The organism is Dysgonomonas sp. Marseille-P4361, from assembly GCF_900343125.1.
In the GTDB taxonomy this organism is placed as follows: domain Bacteria; phylum Bacteroidota; class Bacteroidia; order Bacteroidales; family Dysgonomonadaceae; genus Dysgonomonas.
The window spans coordinates 415,997-436,165 of the sequence record NZ_OPYL01000002.1 but is presented as its reverse complement, the minus strand read 5'-3'; the positions used below and the strand labels follow the sequence as shown (position 1 = coordinate 436,165).

Here is a 20,169-nt window from a genome sequence, read left to right as displayed (position 1 = left end):
TATTGTAGTTATTTTATTTATAATATTTCTTTCTGAGCCAAAAGGCAATGTTCACCAACAGTATAAGTACAGGCACTTCAACTAATGGGCCTACTACGCCTGCAAAAGCCTGCCCGCTATGCAAGCCGAAGACTCCTATTGCAACTGCGATAGCCAGCTCAAAGTTATTACCTGTAGCTGTAAATGCGATTGAAGCGTTTTTATCGTAAGATACACCCATTAATTTGCCCGCAAAGAAGCTGAGGAAGAACATCACCACGAAATAGATTAATAACGGTATGGCTATGCGCACTACATCCAATGGTATTTGTACAATTAGTTCCCCTTTGAGACTAAACATTAACACAATGGTAAATAATAACGCAATCAGGGTAATTGGCGATATGGCAGGGATAAACTTATCCTTATACCATTGTTCCCCTTTTATTTTAACCAATATCAAACGGCTTAAAATACCCATTAGGAAAGGAATACCTAAATAGATAGCAACTGTTTCAGCTATTGTACCTATGGATATATCTACGATTGCACCTTCAAATCCAAATAACGGTGGTAGCTTGGTTACGAATATCCACGCATAGAAACTGTAAAAGAATACCTGAAAAATACTGTTCAGGGCAACAAGTCCCGCACCGTATTCTGTATTACCTTCTGCCAGGTCGTTCCATACAAGTACCATCGCAATACACCGTGCAAGACCTATGAGGATAACCCCAACCATGTATTCGGGATAATCGTGTAAAAAAAGAATGGCAAGTAAGAACATTAAGACAGGCCCGATAATCCAATTCAGGACTAACGAGACAGTCAGTATTCTGACATTCTTGAAAACTTTCGGCAGTTGTTTGTAATCTACTTTTGCCAATGGCGGGTACATCATCAGGATAAGACCGATAGCCAGAGGAATGTTTGTTGTCCCGCTCGACATGGAATCTATATAACCGCTGAATGAGGGAATAAAATAACCCAATCCTACACCGATAGCCATTGCAAGGAATATCCAAAGGGTTAAGTTCTTATCTAAGAAACTCATTTTCTTTTTACTCATGACCTTTTATCTTGCTTGTATATAGTTCGTAAAATGCTTTTTTGATTTCATCCCTTACCCTGATATACTCGGATTGAATAAATCCGGGTGTTCCTGTAGCTTCGGAAGGGTCGTCAAAGCCGATATGCAGGCGGTTCTTTACTTTTCCCGAGAATGCAGGACAGCTTTCATTTGCACCACCGCAAACGGTTATCACATAATCCCATTCATCATTCATATATTGCTCTACACTATCGGATGTATGGTGCGAAATATCCACCCCTGCATCCTGCATGACTTCTATTGCCTTTGGATTTACTTTTCCGCTTGCTTTTGTCCCTGCCGAATAAACAGACAATGAAGGATCGAATGATTGTAAAAATCCGTGTGCCATCTGGCTACGGCAACTATTTCCTGTACACAGAATTAAAATTCTCATATTGTTTATAATTTCGCGTTTACACTAACAGTTCCTGTTTCGTCGAATAACGAATGCTTGTCTTAAAAAAATATCAGGATAAAACTTTTGACATTTTATAGTTTGTCATGGAAATACCAATGCAAACGGTCTGTTGTTCCAAAATAACATAGCCTTTTTTTGAGAAGAAAGGTTGGGCTGTAATACTGACATCAGCAGTTATTTCTGAAATATCTTTTAACCGTGCATATTCTTCAATCTTTTTAAGTAAGAATGAGGCAACACCTTTTCCCTGATAGTCCTTATGAACAAACATAGAATTTAGATACCCTGATAATTTTAGCACAGCGAACCCTAATATTGTATTATTTTCCTCGGCAAGTATAAAGTATTGCTCATTAATACGTTCCTCCCACACACTCGCTTCTTCTCCTCTTGCAGCCCAACACTCGACCTGTTCAGGAGTATAGTCTTTCAAGTTGACTGAAAGGATAGTTGAACGGAACAGTTCTTTAATAGCAGGGATATCTTTTTTACTTGCAAACCTGATATTCATAATATTAGCAAATATCATCTGTTTTCTGTAATTGAGTAAAAAAGCCACTAAATAGTTCTTTGGCTTTATTCCAGTTCTCGTTATTGATACAATATTTCACGGTGGGTAATGTAATTGTTCCCTGAATCAATCCTGCATCTTTTAACTCGTTCAGATGTTGTGACAGTGTACTTTTAGCGATAGGTAATATCTCCGACATATCGCCATGATAGCAGCATGACTGATTGGCAAGCATTTCAAGTATGGCGATACGAATAGGATGCCCTAATGCTTTAGCAAAACGGGCTAATTGTTCCTGATCGGCTGTTAATTCTTTCTTTGACATAGATTCGATATTTATTGTTCGCAAATATACGAATATTTATTTTGTAAATTATCTTAGAGAAAAATATATAGATATTAATTTAAAGTTCTTAAAGAGGAACGAAAGAGGAAAAGTTTTTCAGTACCTTAACTTTCACTATATAGTATCATTTTTTTTTACTGCCACATAAATTCTATTTGAAGATGAAAATCTAAGAAATTCAGTTCTCTAAAACGAAAATTTTATATCTTTACAAAAGATAAGTTGCTCTTTATATATCGAGAAAATTAAGCATATCTAAGAACTAAGCTGGTTTCTAAATAGTTACCTGTGGACAAAAATGATTTCACAACTAGCTGTACTTCAACAAACTAGAAATGACTATTTGTCTTAAACAATGAGTTGTAAGTGTTTTATTTATAAAACATAAGTCAGCTATTTCTTTCAAATAAGCATTATGCTTTTGATTACTATATATAGGGAGTAAAACATTATTAGTTTTACAATAATCATTGTTGTAGTATTTTTCTATTATTCTAAGAGGCATATTCAATAATACTACATTCGTTGCTATTCCAGTTTTTTGTCTGACTGTTCTTATCCAATAATTACCTTTATTATCTCTTTCTATATGATTCCTTGTTAGCTTCTTAGCATCAATAAAAGATAAACCTGTGAAGCAACAGAATATAAATATATCCCTCACTATATCTAATCTTTCAACAGAAAAACTCTTTTCTATAATTCTATTTAATTCATCTTTAGTTAGAAATATAGGAGTTGTTTCTTCTGCTTTGATACTGATGTTTAGATTTTCTTCCTTTTCAGTAACTAAATCCTTTTTAATAGCTTCTCTAATCATTCTAGCTATGCTTCTAACATATTTTACAACAGTATTATGCTGGCATCTTCTTTCAGCTTTCAGATAATAAATAAACTCTGGAATTATGTTTCCATTAAATTCATCCAGATATAAATCAAGCTTATTATTCAGCCGTAAATACTCATTAAATAAGTCTATAGTTGTTCTGTATCTCTGTATGGTTGTACCTGCCAATTCTATATCTTTAAGTCTCTCAATCTTATCTAAATATTCATTAAAAAAATCTAATACTTTTTTTATTTTCTCAACCTCTCCATATAGGTATAGATTTTTGACTTTTAAGGCTGTAACTGTATCTCCTTTCTTTTCAATAGATAGATGGCATTGGTATATTTGATTCCTTACATTTTCAATAAAACTATTGATTTCTATAGCTAAAGGGGTGTTACCTTTTACTCTTTCTTTTTGTTTATCCCATAATTTAGGATTTATAGACCTATATAAAGAACATTCTGTCCTTTCCTTTGCAATAGTTAATCTTAGGTATATAGGATATTCTCCATTTTTTAAAGCTCTTGATTTCTTTAAAATAAAGGATAAGATAAATGTATTACTAATCATAATTTTAGAATTATGAGAGCATTTACAATTTAGATAAGTGATTGATATTTAAAACATAAGTATATCAAGTGAGAACAGATTTAATTCTTCTTTTTGTTCTCACTATTTACTTAAACAACTCACTTTGTCTTGATGTATAATAGGGAAGTAAATGAGAATATCCAATGAGTATTAAACTTCCATTTATCCAATTCAACTCTGTAATACAGTTAGTTAAAGCTTAAGCAAGCAAAGTTTAGATAATAAAAAAAAGCAGCTAATATTTCTATTAACTGCTTCTTGGCGGTATGGACGGAAAGCCACCTTTTTAGGTTAATTTGCTCTGTTTCAATGCATTACCCTCTTGTTTTTCTTAAGGGGGTACAGTTTAGGTTAGAATCTCCTAACTAACTGATTTTCAATACGTCAACTACTCGTCGCTTCAAGCACCTTGTTTAGCGTAATGGACGAATTTTGAGATAAAGTCGTTAGACCGCTAATTTTCAGTGAATTAATATTTCAAAGACACTTATGGAGTACAAATTAGGTTAGCATTTTATTACCTACTGTTTTTTGGCAGTTCTGGCTGCCATTGGCATCAATTTGTCTGCATAAGATTCAGGTTCAAAGTTACAACTATTTTTGAAACTACCAAAGCATTCTGAGTTTTAACTACTTAGCTTTAGTGCAAGGTGCAAGTTTATCTATATATAGATACTTGCACCTTGCACTAAATGCTGATTTGAATAAAAAATTGGTTGATAGGCTATATGTCTTATCAAAATTGTTATATTTGCATATTATAACATCAAACTTTTGACTATAAAACGCAAATATGACTGGTAAAAATACGATAAACAGGATTAAGGTTGTTTTGGCTGAAAAGGGCAAAACCAATCGCTGGTTGGCTGAACAGATCGGAAAGAATGAGGCGACTGTTTCTAGATGGTGTTCCAACAAAGCACAACCTAGGCTTGAAACGCTATTGAAAATCGCTCGCGTTTTGGAGGTGGATGTTAAAGAGTTACTGAACCAAACACGTGGAGATGTCCAGTTTATCAAAATTCAACAATCATAAAAACCCGAAAAAACAATATGAATAGCAAGGATAGAGCAGATCTCATAAAACGGATAAGTGACATTGAAGGACTAACAGACAAAGAACGAAGTGCTTTGCTGGGCTTGCTTCGCGAAAATAAAACGTATGGCTTGGTATAAGAAGATAAGCCGGAAGATATAGAAGAACGTCTCCGTGACGAATTGCCCATATTAACCGAAGTTCCGGAACGAGCAATTATAAGTGAAGACAAGGACGCACCCAATCACATTCTTATTGAGGGAGATGATTTGGAGGCACTGGCTACACTGGTTTATACGCATGAAGGGAAAGTTGATGTCATCTATATTGATCCGCCATACAATACAGGGAATAAGGATTTTATTTATAACGATAGATATGTGGATAAAGAAGATTCTTACCGACACTCGAAATGGCTCTCCTTTATGAGTCGCCGTTTGAAGATTGCAAAACGCTTGCTTTCTGATAAAGGTGTTATTTTTATTTCTATTGATGATAATGAAGCTACTAATCTTAAGATGTTATGCGATGACAATGAGTTATTTGGTGAAAAAAATTTTATATCTCAAATGATTTGGCAGCAAGGAAAAAAGAGCAGTGGCAATTTGATTGGGATCAATCATGAATATATGTTTCCAGTATAAAGTGTTGGCAGTGCCAATGCATCATCTTCTTCCTTTTCTTCATCCGGTGCGTTCAATACGGCACGCCAGCCCGGAACAAGAATAATACTTCCTTTGACGGTAAACGGAACTCCCGAAGCATCCAACGAAACAGTGGTGTTTTCTTTAGTGCATTTACACGAAAAGGCTTCCAACATACGTCCGGCAATCATATCGTATATTATACGTTGGTCTGCCGAAATACTGTCCGGCATATTTTCGGTAATGATTAGGCCATGGTGGTCGGTTACTTTTTTGTCATTTACAGAACGGTTATTGAGTTCTTGACCTGATAAGACTTTTGCATAACTGCCGAATGTGCTATAACCGGATAGCTGATTGATAAGGGCAGGTATCTCGGCAAAAACATCATCGGAGATATAACGGCTACCTGTTCTCGGATAGGAAATGAGCTTTGCTTCATAAAGCGATTGTGCAACCGACAGGGTTTTGTCGGCAGAAAAACTGTGTCGGCTATTCGCGTCTTTTTGCAAGCTGGTCAGGTCATAGAGTAAAGGCGGCTCTTGTTTGGCTTGCTTTGTTTCTACATTCAACACGCTGACTGATTCTGCGGAGCGGATACGCTCTAAGATTGTGTCTGCGCCTTGCTTCGTGCTGAATCGTTCGTCGGAAATGGCAGCGAACCGGGTTGCATCTTTTGCTGTATGTAGTTTTACCTGAAAATAGGTCTGCGGTTTAAAATCCTTGTTTTCATGGTAACGGCTACAAATCATGGCGAGTGTGGGTGTCTGTACCCGTCCCAAACTCCAAACGCCGTATCCGGCAGATAAGGAAAGTGCCTGGCTCGCATTGATGCCAACCACCCAATCAGCTTGGCTTCGGGCTTTGGCGGAAGCATACAGATTATTGTATTCACTGCCCGAACGAAGGTTCGCCAATCCTTTACGGATTGCCTGTTCCGTGAGAGAGCTAATCCAAAGGCGGTCAAAAGGCTTGGTACATTCCAAATAGTTATAAATAAACCGGAATATGAGTTCTCCCTCTCTACCCGCATCGGTGGCGACAATGATACGGTCGCATTTACTGAATAAATCTTTGATAACTTTAAGTTGCTTCATTACGCCGGGATCGTTCTTGTATTCCTTGCCTTCTTTGATTTGGCGGGGTATCAGCTAAATTCTTCGGGAAGTATCGGCAGGTTCTCACGCTGAAAGCCCGTGATCCCGTACTGTTCGGGCATTGCTAACCCGATAAGGTGGCCGAATGCCCATGTAACGGCATATCCGTTACCCTCCAGATAACCGTCCTTACGGTTACCTGCACCAACGATAGCCGCTATATCACGGGCTACCGAAGGTTTTTCTGCAATTATTACTTTCATTTACTCTTGGATTTTTTAGTGGTTTACATCTTGTGCCCTGTGGATTTCTTTACAACCCGCTTATTATTTTGTTGCTGTTGCTGGTTCTCTGTAGGTTTCTGCTGACCTTGTTTCAGAGGATCTTTTACATTCTTGGTCGCTTCGTTGGTTTTACCTTCTGAATTAACAGCTACCTGTGCTTTGTTCCCTTCGGCTACTTTTACGTCAGCACCTTGCTTCTTGGCTTTGTCGGGATTCCATTTGAAAAAATCCAGTTTACCTTTTTCGTTATTGACCTTTACATAGGCATTGAAAGGTTCGCCTTTGGCATCTTTCAGCATACCTTGAACATAAACCGCTTTATTTCCACGCAGTTTATTTTGTTGGTCTTCGGTAAGATTTACTCCCAATAGTTTCTTAGGAATACGAACTTTATTTTGTTCCTGCACTTGATCTTGCTCTTGTTTGTTGTCCTGTTTGTATTTATTGCGATCTAGTCCATCGTAAGAAAAATCATAACCTCCTTTGGCGGCATTGAACTGTACGTAAGCATCGAATTTTCGGGGATTATCGGTGTCCATTGTCGTTTTAGAGGTCATCCCCTCTACCAAAACCTTTTTACCTTCTTTCAATGCCTGTTGTTGTTCGGGAGATAGTTCAGCACCTTTCAGATTTTGAGAAACTGTTAGTTTATCAAGCGGAACGGCTTCCAATCGGTTGGTCAGTTTATCTATGGAAACAAGCGAAGGTACTTTCTCGCCGGGAGTATGCGGTTCAAGTTCTACGACACGCCCTGAGTTACCTGTTGCCAAAAGGTTTTCTTTAACATCATTCGGCAACATGATACCCTGAAATGGTTTATCCAAATCGACTTGATGCTGATAAGGGTGCGGAATAAATTTCAAGCTACCATCCGGCTGTTCTTCCAACGAAAGGCAGGCTTTCATAGGATAGTCCACGCCCTCGATTTCAGGGTTGATATCTACGAGGTGCGGAGATTTGTACCCATAACTCATTGCTTTGAGTTCGCCCTCTATGTCTTGGGGTTTAATATCGTATTTCCGGTATTCGCTTTCGGGAATACGATTGGTGTCGAATTGCTTAAATTCGCTCTGCTGTTCGTTCTTTTGATTTTTTGTTTCCATTGCTTCTGATTTTTCTTCCTTTACTGATTGTTTTTGAGCTTCCTTTGTCGATTGTTCCTGCTGTTTGTTCAGGTAATCGTTCGGATTGATACGGTACTTTTCCAATTCTTTTTCATCAATGGTCAATATCTTATTCAGCATATCGACCGTTACAGCATAAAAACCCGTATGCGAAGGGTTTTTAGCTTGATTGAAGAAGTTCTTGAAAAAGTTTTCGATAGGGTCGGCGTGTTTGTCAATGACTAAAAAATCACTCTGTTTCGCCTTCATCGGGTCTATGGCATCAATCTTTCCTTTCTTATCAATGCCCTTGACAACTTTGAGTTTGTTGCCCTCTCCTTCATCTCTCATCAGGAGAACTTTGTCTTTCGGATTTAATTTTTCATCCATGATAAAAACTATTTTTTGTTCTGCATCACTATTAATGCAGAATAAAAGTAATCCTAATCACGATGCTGGCTGTTGATTTTTAGGCAGGTGGATGCTTGTGGCTTCGATATGGAAGTGAGTGGCGTTGTTGATTACTATTCAGGGCTATGGTAGTAAAAAAACATATAACTAAATAACTATGAAACGAGTTCCGAAAGTTAAAGGACAAGGAATAAACCCTTTGGCATAAATAACTGCTTAAAAACTGTGGTTCTCTTTTCCTGAAGGAAAATTCATCCGACAAGTGAAACAATAAATAGATAAAGTTGATGAAAGATAGTATCTTTGCACGGTAGTTTTTAAAATAAGTATTATGCCAATCAATCCACATTTTAAGAAGAAAAATCAAAGGAATATTTCCGATGAAGATCTCGACAAAAGTATATATCGTATAATTAAAGTTGATCATTTAGAATTAATGCTCAAAAACAGAACCAATGCATTAGCAAAAACGAGTTCTTGGGAGGATGTGTATGAGAATTTTTTCTTCAAAGAAAAATTTCACACACAAGGCACGCCAGTAACAATGGAACATCTTGCTGATCATATATTTGGGCAATGCTGGAGCACTTTTCGCGATTCTGATGCTATGTGGAGAATTTACTCTCACAATAAAGAAAGCTTAAGAATAAAAACGACAATTGGAAAACTTTATGATTCTATATATACAGAAGATGCTTGTATGGCATCAACATACTGACCGACGGTTGTTTTTTGTATAAGACAAAATCAGGAAAGTTATTGATGATCTGGTCCAGTTTTGCAGAGACCGGTTATGCGGTGGGTATTGCAGAGTCGAGCACCGGGAAGTTGGCAGGCCCCTGGAGGCAACATCCGGAGCCGCTCATGGCTGAGGACGGTGGACATGGAATGCTGTTCCGCACGTTCGAGGGGAAGGATTGTGTCTCGTGCTCCATCAGCCGAATAGCCCGGGAGGGCGGGAGAGAGCCCGTTTATTCGAAATAGAGGATACGGGCGATGCTTTGCGGATAAAGGAAGCATTGTAGTATTTTTGTTTTTTTTGTAATGGAATATTCAGTTATGATTGAAAAACATTCAATAAAATAAATGATTTAAAGACTGTGTTTTTTTGATAATGCTTAGCTATATGTATTTTTGCTTATGATTTGTTTTTATTTCAAGTGTTTAGATATATCAGGGTTTTCATCTATATTTGTAGAATAGCAAGGCGTGTCTCTGCATAGTTCAAGTAAACTTGGCTCTGCATTCGACTTTCGCTATATTTGCTATAAAATGTGATGATATATGGAACAGATACAATTATATACGAATTTACAATATCTGCCCAACGACTTGAAATCAGAGGTTAATAATTTTGTTGAGTTCCTGTTGGCTAAGAGGAAGAAAGAACTAAAGAAAAAGAGTCCTCGATACGGAAGTGCCAAGGGGCAGATTTATATGTCGGCTGATTTTGATGATCCTTTGGAAGATTTTAAAGCATATATGTAATGGAATTACTATTGGATACTCATGCTTTGATCTGGTTTCACAGTGTATTGCCAATCAATTGACCATTGCAACTAAAGATGAAAATATCCGGAAGTATAATATTCGGACAATTTGGTAAGATGAATTGCGTTTGACCTTTTTGCCTAATCAGTTATTCTGTAACAACCATTTCCAAGTTTGGATGATGCTTTTTTGCTAATTTTACCCTTGTTATTGCACACATTTTTCATCTGCGAAATAACAGTATGATAAAAATATTAGTCCTTATTGATTACGCCACAGAATTCAGCCGTCGTTTTTTAACTGGTCTGATCCGGTACTCCAATGAAAGAGGCCCGTGGAATTTCTACCGCTTGCCGGCTTACTATAAAACGTTGTTTGGAGAGGAAGGTATTCTCGAACGCATTAGGGAATGGGAAATCGATGCTGTTTTAGCGCAGTGGGAGTATGAGGAGGTTGGTTTTTTGGAGAAACTCGACATTCCGGTGTTCCTTCAAAGCTATAAGGATGAAAATGACCGGTTTTCCAGGATTTCAGGTGATTATAAGGGAGCCGGTGTTATGGCTGCCCAGTTCTTTGCCAAGAGGAGATTTAAAAATTTTGCCTTTTATGGGAATAAAGATTTCTTTTGGTCGAAAGAAAGAGCCGAAGGTTATCGCCAGGAAGTTGAACTATATGACGGAAACTACTATTATTTCGAATCGGAGGTATTGCACGGAACGGAGTGGAGTGGAAGTTACGTCGATTTGGGTAACTGGCTGCTATCGTTGCCCAAGCCTGTGGGATTGCTCGCCTGTGATGATAATTTTGCCCTGCAGGTGTCGGAAATGTGTAAGATAAACAATATCGATATACCAAATGAATTAGCACTGATAGGGGTAGATAATGACGAATTGATCTGTAGCCTGTCGTATCCTTCCATATCTTCCATCATCACCAACGATGAACAAGGAGGTTATGATACCGGGAAGATGCTTCATTATCAGATAATGGGTAAAATGAATGTTCCCTTTAATATTAATATAGAGTCGATTCGTATCGAACACCGGAAGTCTACTGAAAAATACAATATTTCGGATGAAAATATATTAAAAGCGGTGGACTATATTGAGAAAAATATTACCGAGAATTTAACCGTCGATCAATTGATAGAAATAGTGCCGCTTTCCCGCAGAAGCCTTGAGATAAAGTTCAGGGAAGCCTTAGGTGTATCTCTTTATCAGTTTATATTGGATAAGAAGATGGATTATGTCAGCGATTTATTGTTGAATACAGACAAAGACCTGTTGGATATAGCCATTGAGGCCGGGTTTAATGATGTGCGAAATGTGTACCGGCTTTTTAAGAAAAACAAAGGTTATACCCCTATGGAGTACAGGAAGAAATTTGCAGAGGATAATTATCCATAGATATTTTGCGGTGCTCCTATATCATTGAATTCTATACTGTGAGAAATGGTAATATCTTTATAAAAAAGGGAATATAATTCTTTTTAAGTGAATCTGTTTTCCGTATTATTCATTATGTTGTAATTGATTTGCGTGAATTGTCAGTATTTTTTCGTTTTATATCTAATTTGCCTTGTTTAGACCATTTATCTTTGTCGTAAAATAAATATAAAAAACATAATAAGGTGTTAAATTTTTTAGTATGATAGCCGGTATATCTGTAATGGCTTTGCATAACTGTAATAGATACCCCAAATAAAGAAAACTGTAAAGGTAGGAATCATAAATCTAAACAAATGTAAAATGAGATGAAGAAAAAAGTTTTAAATCTGCCAAAGGGAATTTTGACCGTGATTATATGGACATTTTCCGTATGTATGTTCGCTCAGAACGTCACTATAGAAGGAACGGTTACTGACACAAAGGGCGAATCATTGATCGGAGTAAATATCATTGAAGTGGGTGCTACTTCCAATGGTATCATAACGGATTCGGAAGGGAAATTCAAATTAACGGTTGCAAAAGATGCCGTTATAAGAGTTTCCTATATAGGTTATTTGTCGCAAGATATTAGTGTAGCAGGAAAAGCATCTTTCAATATTGTTTTGGAGGAAGATACTAAAATTTTGGATGAAGTAGTGGTAATTGGGTACGGGGTTGCCAAGAAAAGTGACTTAACCGGATCGGTAGCCTCCGTTTCGGCAAAGCAATTTAAAGATCAACCGGTAAAAAGGATTGAAGATATCCTTCAGGGACGTACCCCGGGAGTACAGGTGACTACCTTGAGTGGAATGCCGGGTGGAAGTGTGCAAGTTCGGGTTCGTGGCACCACTTCCATCAATAAAAGCAGTGATCCGCTATATGTGGTGGATGGAATTGTCAGTTCTGGGTGGCTGGAAGGATTGAATCCGTCCGATATACAATCGCTCGAAGTGTTGAAAGATGCGTCAGCTACAGCGGTCTATGGTTCCCGCGGTGCCAACGGTGTGGTTTTGGTTACTACCCGCAAAGGTTCCGAAGGGCGTACGTTAATCGATTTTGATGCATCGCTGGGTGTTTCAAACATGATGAGATCTTACGATTTGATGAATGCTTATGAATATGCACAGGCGCTGAATGAAATCCAAGGCGCCAATACGATTTCTGCGGCCGATATGGAAGCCTATAAAAACGGTACGAAGGGAATTGATTGGATGAATTTGATGACGCAAACCGGTCTTAGTCAGGATTATAAATTGACTATTTCAGGGGGGAATGCCAAAAATCGGTATCTTATTTCCGGAAATGTGTTGAATCAGGATGCCATAACCATTACGACCAATTTCAAGCGGTATAATGTAAGGGCTAATGTGGATTCGGAGGTAAAACCATGGTTGACTGTGTCTACTCAAGTTAATGCCACAAGTATGCACTCTCATAATGGTAGTGTTGATTTATTGAGTACCGCTGCCTATTCTCCCACCATGGAAATGAAAAATGAAGAGACGGGCGTATATAATCAGGATCCGTATAATTCTTTATTGGATAACCCTTATGGTGTGAGGATATTAAATTATAATGATTATTACAGTTATATTCTGAACGCAAGTGGTTCACTGCTGTTCAAAATTATTGACGGCTTTACTCTCTCTGTACAGGGAGGGTACAATTATGTCCATAATCCTTCTTATGCATTCAATTCGAAATTGGCCCGTTCGGGGGCGATAAATGGTATGTCTAACAGTCATGAATTGACCCGGTACTGGCAAAATACTAATAATTTAACATATCAGAAAGCGTTTGGAAATCATAATCTTACTGCTACGGCTGTATGGGAAATGAGTAACAGTAAATATTCCGTTTTGAAAGCAGGCGGTACGAATTTAAGTAATGAAATTGTAGGGTATTGGAATATTAACAATGCCACTACCAAATGGCAAGGTAACGGCTATTCTGAATACTCCATTGCGTCGGGGCTTGCTCGTGTAATGTATAATTACGGGAGACGCTATTTCTTGACCGGTACGTTCCGTGCCGACGGTTCTTCCAAATTCCAAGGGAAAAATAAATGGGGATATTTTCCTTCCGTAGCTATTGCATGGGATGCCGCGCAGGAAAGTTTCATGAAAGATCAGGATATTTTTGACCAATTGAAGTTGAGAGCCACTTACGGCATTACCGGTAATCAAGCGATTGATCCTTACAGCACATTAGGCATGTTGTCTACCTCCTCCTACGGATGGGGTACTTCTACCGAGTATACGGGGTATTGGGGAAATACATTTGCCACGCCTGGTTTGCGTTGGGAAGAAACGCATCAATATGATTTAGGTTTGGATGCAAGTGTGTTGGGAGGTAAAATCAACTTTACCATAGATGGTTTTCTGAAACAATCAAAAGGATTACTTTTCCAAAAAAGTGTGCCTGGATATAATGGGGGAGGTACTTTTTGGATCAATCAGGGAGAAGTGAAAAATTCGGGATTTGATTTCTCCATTACCGCCTATCCGATAAACAGTAAGGAAGTTACATGGGAGACTAGCTTTAATGCTACCTATTTGAAAAATGAAATTGTGGATCTGGCGGGTGTGGAATCCATTATTACTTCCCATAGCACTTACGGTGGTAACATGCAAATTATGAAGCCGGGGTATCCGTTAGGATCTTTTTATCTGTTTGAACATGCGGGGTTTGATGACAAAGGTGCCAATCTGTATAAAAAAACGGACGGAAGCGTGACGACCAACCCTTCCGGAGATGACTATGTGATTACCGGGAAACCTGATCCTACATGGACTTTCGGATGGAACAATATGGTAAGCTATAAGAACTGGACCATAAGCGCATTCGTTAATGCTGCCGCCGGATCTAAACGGTTAAACTGGACCCATAGTTTGCTTAGTTCAATGACTGCCGGATCACGGTTTATCAGGCTGAGCGACGCATATTTCAAAGGATGGGATCACGTGCAGAACAAAGAGGAAGCCAAGTATCCCAGCCTTACCAATTCTGACAATAAGATCTACCCTAATTCCACTTTTTGGTTGGAAGATGCATCGTTCATAAAATTAAAAAACGTCAGTGTTGCCTATCGTATTCCCAGAACAGTGATCAAGTTTGCAGATGTGCAATTGTCGGTAAGTGCGCAAAATCTGTTTGTTCTTACCAAATATCAGGGAATGGATCCGGAAGTGTATAACAATTGGCCCGGAATTGGGATAGATTATGGTGCATATCCCATACCGCGTACATTTACCTTTGGGACGAAATTTACTTTTTAATCAATGAACAAAATATTTTAATGAAAAAAGACATGAATAGAAAACACTCTATATACAAATACAGTAGTGGAATATTACTGTTTGTATTCTTGGCCCTGGTAGCAATATCCTGTAGTGATTTCTTAGACGAAGATCCCAAAGGGCAATTGGCTACAAAAAATTTCTTTACCAATAAAAATGACTTGGATGCTTCTTTAAATGCACTTTATGCCATTATAGCAACATCACAGAAGTCTAATGACTTGATCGGCACGAATTTTTTAGTGGGCGACGATATCTCTACCCATCCGGCAAGTAATAAACAATCTCTTCGGGAATATGACCAGTTTAATGTATCGGATAACAATGGATGGATGCCTTCTATGTGGCAATATCGATGGATGGTGGTGAAAGCAGCCAACTTTGTGATCAATAATGCAGCCAGGACTCCAGATGTTTCGGAAGATGATATCAAAATTGCAATCGCACAGGCGCATTATTGGCGGGCATACTCATACTTCTATCTGGTGACAACATGGGGCAAGGTTCCTGTGATGCTGGAAGAAGAGATAAATTATGCGGCACCACTGCAATCGGAAGAGGAAATTTATAAACTGATTATAGAAGATTTGAAAATAGCGGAAAAGGGTTGCCCTGTACAATATACCAAAGATCCTTATGTTCGAAACGGTATGAATATTTCCGTCAGCCAGGGAGCGGTTAAAGCAACTATGGCTTACGTGTATATGTGCATGGCCGGTTGGCCGTTGAACAAGGGCGTTGAATATTACAAGCTGGCGGCCGATAAGGCCAAAGAAGTGATCGACGGTGTGGAAAACGGGACTTATTACTATACATTGTTAGACGAATATTGGAAAGTATATTCATGGCAATACAATAATCAAAATCCGGAAGTATTGCTGGGTATTTATTACAACAGAGACCGGACAAAGCAAGACTCGCCATTGGCAGATTTTCTGCTGGATATGAAACAGGGTGGTTGGGGTGATACCAATGGGGAAATCAAATTTTGGAAAGACTTCCCAGATGGCCCACGTAAGCAAGCTTCTTATTTCCCTAAAATAATGCTTAATGACGGTAACTTATACGATTGGTGGTATGATACAGAACCTTCTTCGCGGGCGGTGGTTGCTCCCGTTTTTATGAAAACTGTTGAGGGTGCTGTTAGGGGTACGGAGTTTGATTATACCAACCCGGCTAATCCTGCGCCAAACGGAGATAAGATGCGGCAGCTAATCCGTCTTTCCGAGGTTTATTGCTGGTATGCGGAAGCGGTAGGCCGTTCCGAGCAAATCAACGCCAAAGCCGTAGAAGTGCTGAATAAAGTGAGAAATCGGGCAGATGGTAAGGAGTCGAATATCTATACAATTGCTATGACTCCGACGGAATTGGCCGAAGCTGCTTATAACGAACATGGTTGGGAAATAGCTGGGTATTATTTGGGAGGTTTTGCGCCAAGGGCCCGGGATATGTTTAGGATGTACCGCTACAAGGATCATTTCGAGTTCCGGAAACAAAACCCTTCGATTGAAGTGGCACCGGGCATATTCCGTAAAGAAGCCGTTCCTGTAACAGGTACATGGGACGACAGTAAAATGTATGCTCCTTATCCTTTTTCAGACGCAAGCTTAAATCCAAATTTGAAGTGATAATATATAAATATTTTAAAATCACCAAAGCGTAAACTTTGGTGATTTTATTTTAGTTTTATCTCTTGTTAGCAGTAAATATCAATGTAAATTAGAAAATAAACAACATGGAGAGACGAGATTTTATAAAAAAAATGGCAATTGCTGCAACTGTAAGCAGCTTTCCTTCAATAGATATCTTATCTGACACAATAAAAGGTCAAAAAGAGAATAAAATGATTTGAGCAAATTTATTGCACTTAGGGACAAATATGTGGGAAGACCACCCCTATATAGAGGGCTGGCCGGTTTCTTCGCAAGAGAATATTCATCGTGATGATTTTGAATGCAAGACCTGTCAGGACGCACTTGCCTGGGGGATGAGAGGTTACCGCCCTTCTTTGGTATTCGAGGATTCGGTGTGGAATACCGTGTTGCAACAAATGAAGGAAGCTGGGATGAATATGGTTATTATTGATTTAGGCGACGGTGTAAAATATGAAAGCCATTCGGAAATTGCTGTGAAAAATGCATGGAGTGTTGATAAATTAAGAAACGAACTGGATAAAATTCGCAAGATGGGCTTGGAGCCTATCCCTAAATTAAATTTTGCCACCTCTCATGATGCATGGTTGAAGGAATATTCCCGAATGATTTCCACCAAAAAATACTATGAAGTTTGTAAAGATTTAATTAAAGAGGTGATAGAATTATTTGATACTCCGCGATTTTTTCACTTGGGAATGGATGAAGAGACCGCAAATCATCAATCTACCTATAATTATTCTGTTATACGCCAGCACAATTTGTGGTGGGATGACCTTCTCTTTTATGTGAACGAAACGGAAAAGAAAGGTGTCCGTTCATGGGTCTGGTCCGATTACGGATGGCATAATCCTGATCTCTTTTTTAAGAAAATGCCGAAATCGGTATTGCAAAGCAATTGGTATTACAATGCGGAGTTTGATTTAGATAAAATGAATGATCCGGCCAGAAGCTATGTGAAGTTTTATAATGACCTGGAGGAATATGGATACGATCAGGTACCTACGGGTAGCAATTGGAGCTATAATACCAATATGGAAAGTACGGTAGAGTATTGCAGGAAAAATATTGATCCATCTCGGTTGCTTGGCTTTATGACAGCCCCTTGGTTGCCGACACTTTCGCAATGCCTTGATAAACATAAAAAAGCGATAGCTCAGATAGAAGCGGCTAGAAAAGCTTTTTGAGGGCAGATAATTTATTAATTAGACAAAAATGAATTTATGAAGAAAAAAATTTACTTTCTTTTTGCATGTGTAATTCTCATTGCATGCACGATATCCCCACAGTATAAAGGTGTGGAAAGTGTTTCCCCGATCCATACAGAAGTTATGGAACGCCCCAAAGGTCAGAACCATGTGCTAGGACTTATATCTCTAAAGATTGATACTGTGCGTATAGGTTTTATAGGATTAGGAGGAAGAGGATCGAGTGCGGTTTGGCGTTATCCGTTTATCCCAGGAGTCAAAATTGTTGCATTATGTGATCTACACCCAGACAGAGTTGAGAATTCTCAAAAAGTCCTTGACGCAGCAAATCTCCCACGGGCAGCCGAATATAGCGGGAGTAAGGATGCCTGGAGAGATTTGTGTGAACGGGATGACATTGATTTGGTTTATATTGCTACGGACTGGGAGAACCATGCGAAGATGATGATATATGCTATGGAACAGGGAAAGCACGTTGCTTGTGAGGTTCCTGCAGCCATGACTATGAAAGAAATTTGGGATGTTGTGAATACTGCAGAGCGAACACAAAAACATTGTATGCAGCTTGAAAACTGTGTATATGATTTTTTTGAGTTGACAACACTCAATATGGCTCAACAGGGAGTTTTTGGAGAGATACTGCATGCTGAAGGTGCTTATATCCACGATTTAATAGGATCGAATGACTGGGAACGTTATGAAAGTGATTGGAGAATGAAATATAATAAAGAATATAAAGGAGATATATACCCGACACATGGTTTTGGCCCGGTTTGTCAGGTATTGAATATACACAGAGGGGATAAGTTGAATTATTTGGTGGCTATGGATACGAAACCTGTAAATATACCTGACTATTTGATCGAAAAAAGAGGAATGGATCGTGATAGTGCCTATAATTTTCAAAATGGGCAAAACACAATGACAATAATCCGTACAGAGAAAGAAAAGACCATTCATCTTCAACATGACGTGTCATCTCCCCGTCCCTATAGCCGTATGTATCAAGTAAGTGGAACTAAAGGGTTCGCCCAGAAATATCCTATAGAAGGATATGCTTTTGACGGGAAGAATTTTGCTGATAACAATGTTCCGGATATGGAGAATTTAACGCCTCATTCTTTTGTGTCGGAGGATGTGAAAAAGATATTGATGGACCAATATAAACACCCTATTCATAAAGAACTGGAAGAACAAGCTAAAAAAGTAGGCGGCCATGGAGGTATGGATTTTATCATGGATTATAGGCTAATCTATTGCCTTCGAAATGGACTTCCTCTTGACATGGATGTATATGATCTTGCGGAGTGGTGTTGTATAGCTGAGCTTAGCCGAATATCTATTGAAAACAATAGTATGCCGGTTGCCATTCCTGACTTCACACGTGGACACTGGAATGATTTACAGGAATACAGGCATTCATTTGTTCAAGAATAATTGAAAGAGTTAGATCTAAGCAGATTGTTTGTAATCTCTTGATGAAGTGAATAGTAAAACATAAAAAATATGTCGGAAAATAAAGATAAAACAGTTATAATAGCCTTATTGATGGCGGCTTTATTGTTTTTTGTCTTCGGTTTTTTAACCTGGGTGAATGGGACGTTAATCGCTTTTTTCAAAAAAACGTTCGAACTCAATCACCTGAATTCATATTTAGTGACGTTTGCATATTATCTGTCCTATACTATCATGGCTATACCATCGTCGGTTCTTTTAAGAAAAGTTGGGTTTAGGAACGGTATGTCTATCGGATTATTGATTATGGCCATTGGAAGCGCAATTTTAGTGCCGGCTGCCGTGCTAGCCTCTTATCCAACCTTTTTATTTGGATTATTCACTACAGGTATAGGCTTAACACTTCTACAGACTGCCGTTAACCCTTACGTAACTTTAATAGGACCGATCGAAAGCGGTGCCAGACGTGTCAGTTTTATGGGTTTTTCCAATAAAATAGGAGGTATTACCGGACAAGTAATCTTAGGTAGTATATTGTTGCATGGAGCGACTACCATTGTGCGACAGGACGAACTGAACAAGATCATCATTCCTTACTTTGTATTTGCAGTGATATTTGCTGTGTTGTCTTTTATTCTTAAGAAGAATGATTGGTTTCCGGAAATCGATAAGGATGAAACGAAGGATTCGCTTGACGATTTGTCGCAAACCGATAAAAAGAGCGTATTCCAGTTCCCTAATTTAGTGTTGGGAGTTATTGCCTTGTTTTGTGCCGGAGCCGTCGAAGTAATGACGATTGACAGTATCATTAATTACGGCTTAACGTTGGGGTTTCCTGAAACAAAGGCAAAGTTATTTGGGGCGTATACCTTGATAGCTATGATAGTAGGATACCTGTCAGGGATGATTTTTATTCCGAAATACATCAGGCAAGAGCGCTATTTACTGTATGCGGCTATTGTTGGAAGCATGCTCACCATTTTTGCAATTTATAGTACAGGCTTTTCATTAGTGATTTTTATAGCAATACTTGGTTTTGTGAATGCAATATTTTGGCCGGCTATTTGGCCCTTAGCATTAAAAGGTTTGGGGAAATTTACCAAAACAGGTTCAGCTCTTCTTATGATGAGTGTATGTGCCGGAGCCATAATACCACTACTGTACGGATATATCGCTGATATTATCGGGAGTGCCCAGAAAGCGTACTGGATCATTGTTTCATGCTATTTATACATAGTATATTACGCATTATTAGGATATAAGAAGGAAAACTGGAGCGGTAGATAGATTGA

Annotated in this window: 15 protein-coding genes and 2 pseudogenes; 10 read left to right on the top strand and 7 right to left on the bottom strand. The window is 38.5% G+C overall.

Annotation, left to right across the window (positions count from 1 at the left end; all coding sequences use genetic code 11):
- Positions 1–13: 13 nt before the first annotated feature.
- From arsB to DHU68_RS05605, 5 genes are all read right to left on the bottom strand, one after another.
- On the bottom strand, positions 14–1,048 hold the full coding sequence (gene arsB / locus DHU68_RS05625; protein ID WP_108821995.1) for an ACR3 family arsenite efflux transporter: 1,035 nt from the start codon (positions 1,046–1,048) through the stop codon (positions 14–16).
- The gene (locus DHU68_RS05620; protein ID WP_108821994.1) at positions 1,041–1,466 is read right to left on the bottom strand and encodes an arsenate reductase ArsC; all 426 of its coding nucleotides are present in this window, start codon (positions 1,464–1,466) and stop codon (positions 1,041–1,043) included. Before DHU68_RS05620 ends, arsB begins: the two co-directional genes overlap by 8 nt.
- Positions 1,467–1,539: 73 nt before the next feature.
- Positions 1,540–2,001 carry a GNAT family N-acetyltransferase gene (locus DHU68_RS05615; RefSeq protein ID WP_255412457.1) on the bottom strand — a complete coding sequence of 154 codons (462 nt, stop codon included), beginning with the start codon at positions 1,999–2,001 and terminating at the stop codon, positions 1,540–1,542.
- Between the two features lie 4 nt (positions 2,002–2,005).
- On the bottom strand, positions 2,006–2,326 hold the full coding sequence (locus tag DHU68_RS05610) for a helix-turn-helix transcriptional regulator (RefSeq protein WP_108821993.1): 321 nt from the start codon (positions 2,324–2,326) through the stop codon (positions 2,006–2,008).
- A gap of 331 nt (positions 2,327–2,657) precedes the next feature.
- The gene (locus tag DHU68_RS05605) at positions 2,658–3,749 is read right to left on the bottom strand and encodes a site-specific integrase (protein ID WP_108821992.1); all 1,092 of its coding nucleotides are present in this window, start codon (positions 3,747–3,749) and stop codon (positions 2,658–2,660) included.
- Between the two features lie 814 nt (positions 3,750–4,563).
- Between DHU68_RS05605 and DHU68_RS05600 the strand changes: the two genes are divergently transcribed.
- Both DHU68_RS05600 and DHU68_RS05595 read left to right on the top strand, forming a co-directional pair.
- Complete coding sequence (locus DHU68_RS05600; RefSeq protein WP_108821991.1) at positions 4,564–4,806, top strand: helix-turn-helix transcriptional regulator; 243 nt, start codon at positions 4,564–4,566, stop codon at positions 4,804–4,806.
- A gap of 17 nt (positions 4,807–4,823) precedes the next feature.
- Positions 4,824–5,438 (top strand): annotated as a pseudogene (locus DHU68_RS05595) (DNA methyltransferase); the annotation flags it as partial.
- Here the strand turns inward: DHU68_RS05595 and DHU68_RS05590 are convergent.
- Together DHU68_RS05590 and DHU68_RS05585 are read right to left on the bottom strand one after the other, a co-directional pair.
- Positions 5,438–6,810, bottom strand: a pseudogene (locus DHU68_RS05590) (DNA topoisomerase); the annotation flags it as partial. The pseudogenes DHU68_RS05595 and DHU68_RS05590 sit on opposite strands and share 1 nt — an antisense overlap.
- A 23-nt stretch (positions 6,811–6,833) precedes the next feature.
- Positions 6,834–8,324 (bottom strand): DUF3945 domain-containing protein, encoded by a 1,491-nt coding sequence (locus tag DHU68_RS05585; protein ID WP_108821990.1) that lies wholly within the window; start codon positions 8,322–8,324, stop codon positions 6,834–6,836.
- Between the two features lie 352 nt (positions 8,325–8,676).
- Here DHU68_RS05585 and DHU68_RS05580 point away from each other — a divergent pair, with 352 nt between their 5' ends.
- The 8 genes from DHU68_RS05580 (at position 8,677) to DHU68_RS05540 (ending at position 20,164) form a co-directional block, all read left to right on the top strand.
- Positions 8,677–9,063, top strand: a complete 387-nt coding sequence (locus tag DHU68_RS05580; RefSeq protein ID WP_108821989.1) for a hypothetical protein — start codon at positions 8,677–8,679, stop codon at positions 9,061–9,063.
- A 566-nt stretch (positions 9,064–9,629) separates the two neighbouring features.
- Positions 9,630–9,833: a DUF2281 domain-containing protein gene (locus DHU68_RS05570; protein WP_108821987.1), complete on the top strand. Its 204-nt coding sequence runs from the start codon at positions 9,630–9,632 to the stop codon at positions 9,831–9,833.
- Between the two features lie 245 nt (positions 9,834–10,078).
- Positions 10,079–11,242 carry a DNA-binding transcriptional regulator gene (locus tag DHU68_RS05565; RefSeq protein ID WP_108821986.1) on the top strand — a complete coding sequence of 388 codons (1,164 nt, stop codon included), beginning with the start codon at positions 10,079–10,081 and terminating at the stop codon, positions 11,240–11,242.
- Between the two features lie 416 nt (positions 11,243–11,658).
- Entirely contained in the window at positions 11,659–14,541 is a 2,883-nt protein-coding gene (locus tag DHU68_RS05560; protein WP_255412464.1) for a TonB-dependent receptor, read from the top strand.
- 32 nt (positions 14,542–14,573) lie between these two features.
- The gene (locus DHU68_RS05555) at positions 14,574–16,190 is read left to right on the top strand and encodes a RagB/SusD family nutrient uptake outer membrane protein (protein ID WP_108822145.1); all 1,617 of its coding nucleotides are present in this window, start codon (positions 14,574–14,576) and stop codon (positions 16,188–16,190) included.
- 233 nt (positions 16,191–16,423) lie between these two features.
- Entirely contained in the window at positions 16,424–17,401 is a 978-nt protein-coding gene (locus DHU68_RS05550; protein WP_255412456.1) for a Tat pathway signal protein, read from the top strand.
- A 36-nt stretch (positions 17,402–17,437) separates the two neighbouring features.
- Complete coding sequence (locus DHU68_RS05545; protein ID WP_108821984.1) at positions 17,438–18,859, top strand: Gfo/Idh/MocA family protein; 1,422 nt, start codon at positions 17,438–17,440, stop codon at positions 18,857–18,859.
- A gap of 69 nt (positions 18,860–18,928) precedes the next feature.
- Positions 18,929–20,164 (top strand): sugar MFS transporter, encoded by a 1,236-nt coding sequence (locus DHU68_RS05540; protein ID WP_108821983.1) that lies wholly within the window; start codon positions 18,929–18,931, stop codon positions 20,162–20,164.
- The last annotated feature ends 5 nt before the right edge of the window (positions 20,165–20,169 follow it).

Coding starts and splice junctions, on each gene's coding strand:
- DHU68_RS05540 (WP_108821983.1), top strand. CDS start 18,929: ATGTCGGAAAATAAAGATAAAACAGTTATAATAGCCTTATTGATGGCG.
- DHU68_RS05555 (WP_108822145.1), top strand. CDS start 14,574: ATGAATAGAAAACACTCTATATACAAATACAGTAGTGGAATATTACTG.
- DHU68_RS05565 (WP_108821986.1), top strand. CDS start 10,079: ATGATAAAAATATTAGTCCTTATTGATTACGCCACAGAATTCAGCCGT.
- DHU68_RS05580 (WP_108821989.1), top strand. CDS start 8,677: ATGCCAATCAATCCACATTTTAAGAAGAAAAATCAAAGGAATATTTCC.
- DHU68_RS05570 (WP_108821987.1), top strand. CDS start 9,630: ATGGAACAGATACAATTATATACGAATTTACAATATCTGCCCAACGAC.
- DHU68_RS05545 (WP_108821984.1), top strand. CDS start 17,438: ATGAAGAAAAAAATTTACTTTCTTTTTGCATGTGTAATTCTCATTGCA.
- DHU68_RS05585 (WP_108821990.1), bottom strand. CDS start 8,324: ATGGATGAAAAATTAAATCCGAAAGACAAAGTTCTCCTGATGAGAGAT.
- DHU68_RS05610 (WP_108821993.1), bottom strand. CDS start 2,326: ATGTCAAAGAAAGAATTAACAGCCGATCAGGAACAATTAGCCCGTTTT.
- DHU68_RS05600 (WP_108821991.1), top strand. CDS start 4,564: ATGACTGGTAAAAATACGATAAACAGGATTAAGGTTGTTTTGGCTGAA.
- DHU68_RS05605 (WP_108821992.1), bottom strand. CDS start 3,749: ATGATTAGTAATACATTTATCTTATCCTTTATTTTAAAGAAATCAAGA.
- DHU68_RS05560 (WP_255412464.1), top strand. CDS start 11,659: ATGTTCGCTCAGAACGTCACTATAGAAGGAACGGTTACTGACACAAAG.
- DHU68_RS05620 (WP_108821994.1), bottom strand. CDS start 1,466: ATGAGAATTTTAATTCTGTGTACAGGAAATAGTTGCCGTAGCCAGATG.
- arsB (WP_108821995.1), bottom strand. CDS start 1,048: ATGAGTAAAAAGAAAATGAGTTTCTTAGATAAGAACTTAACCCTTTGG.
- DHU68_RS05615 (WP_255412457.1), bottom strand. CDS start 2,001: ATGAATATCAGGTTTGCAAGTAAAAAAGATATCCCTGCTATTAAAGAA.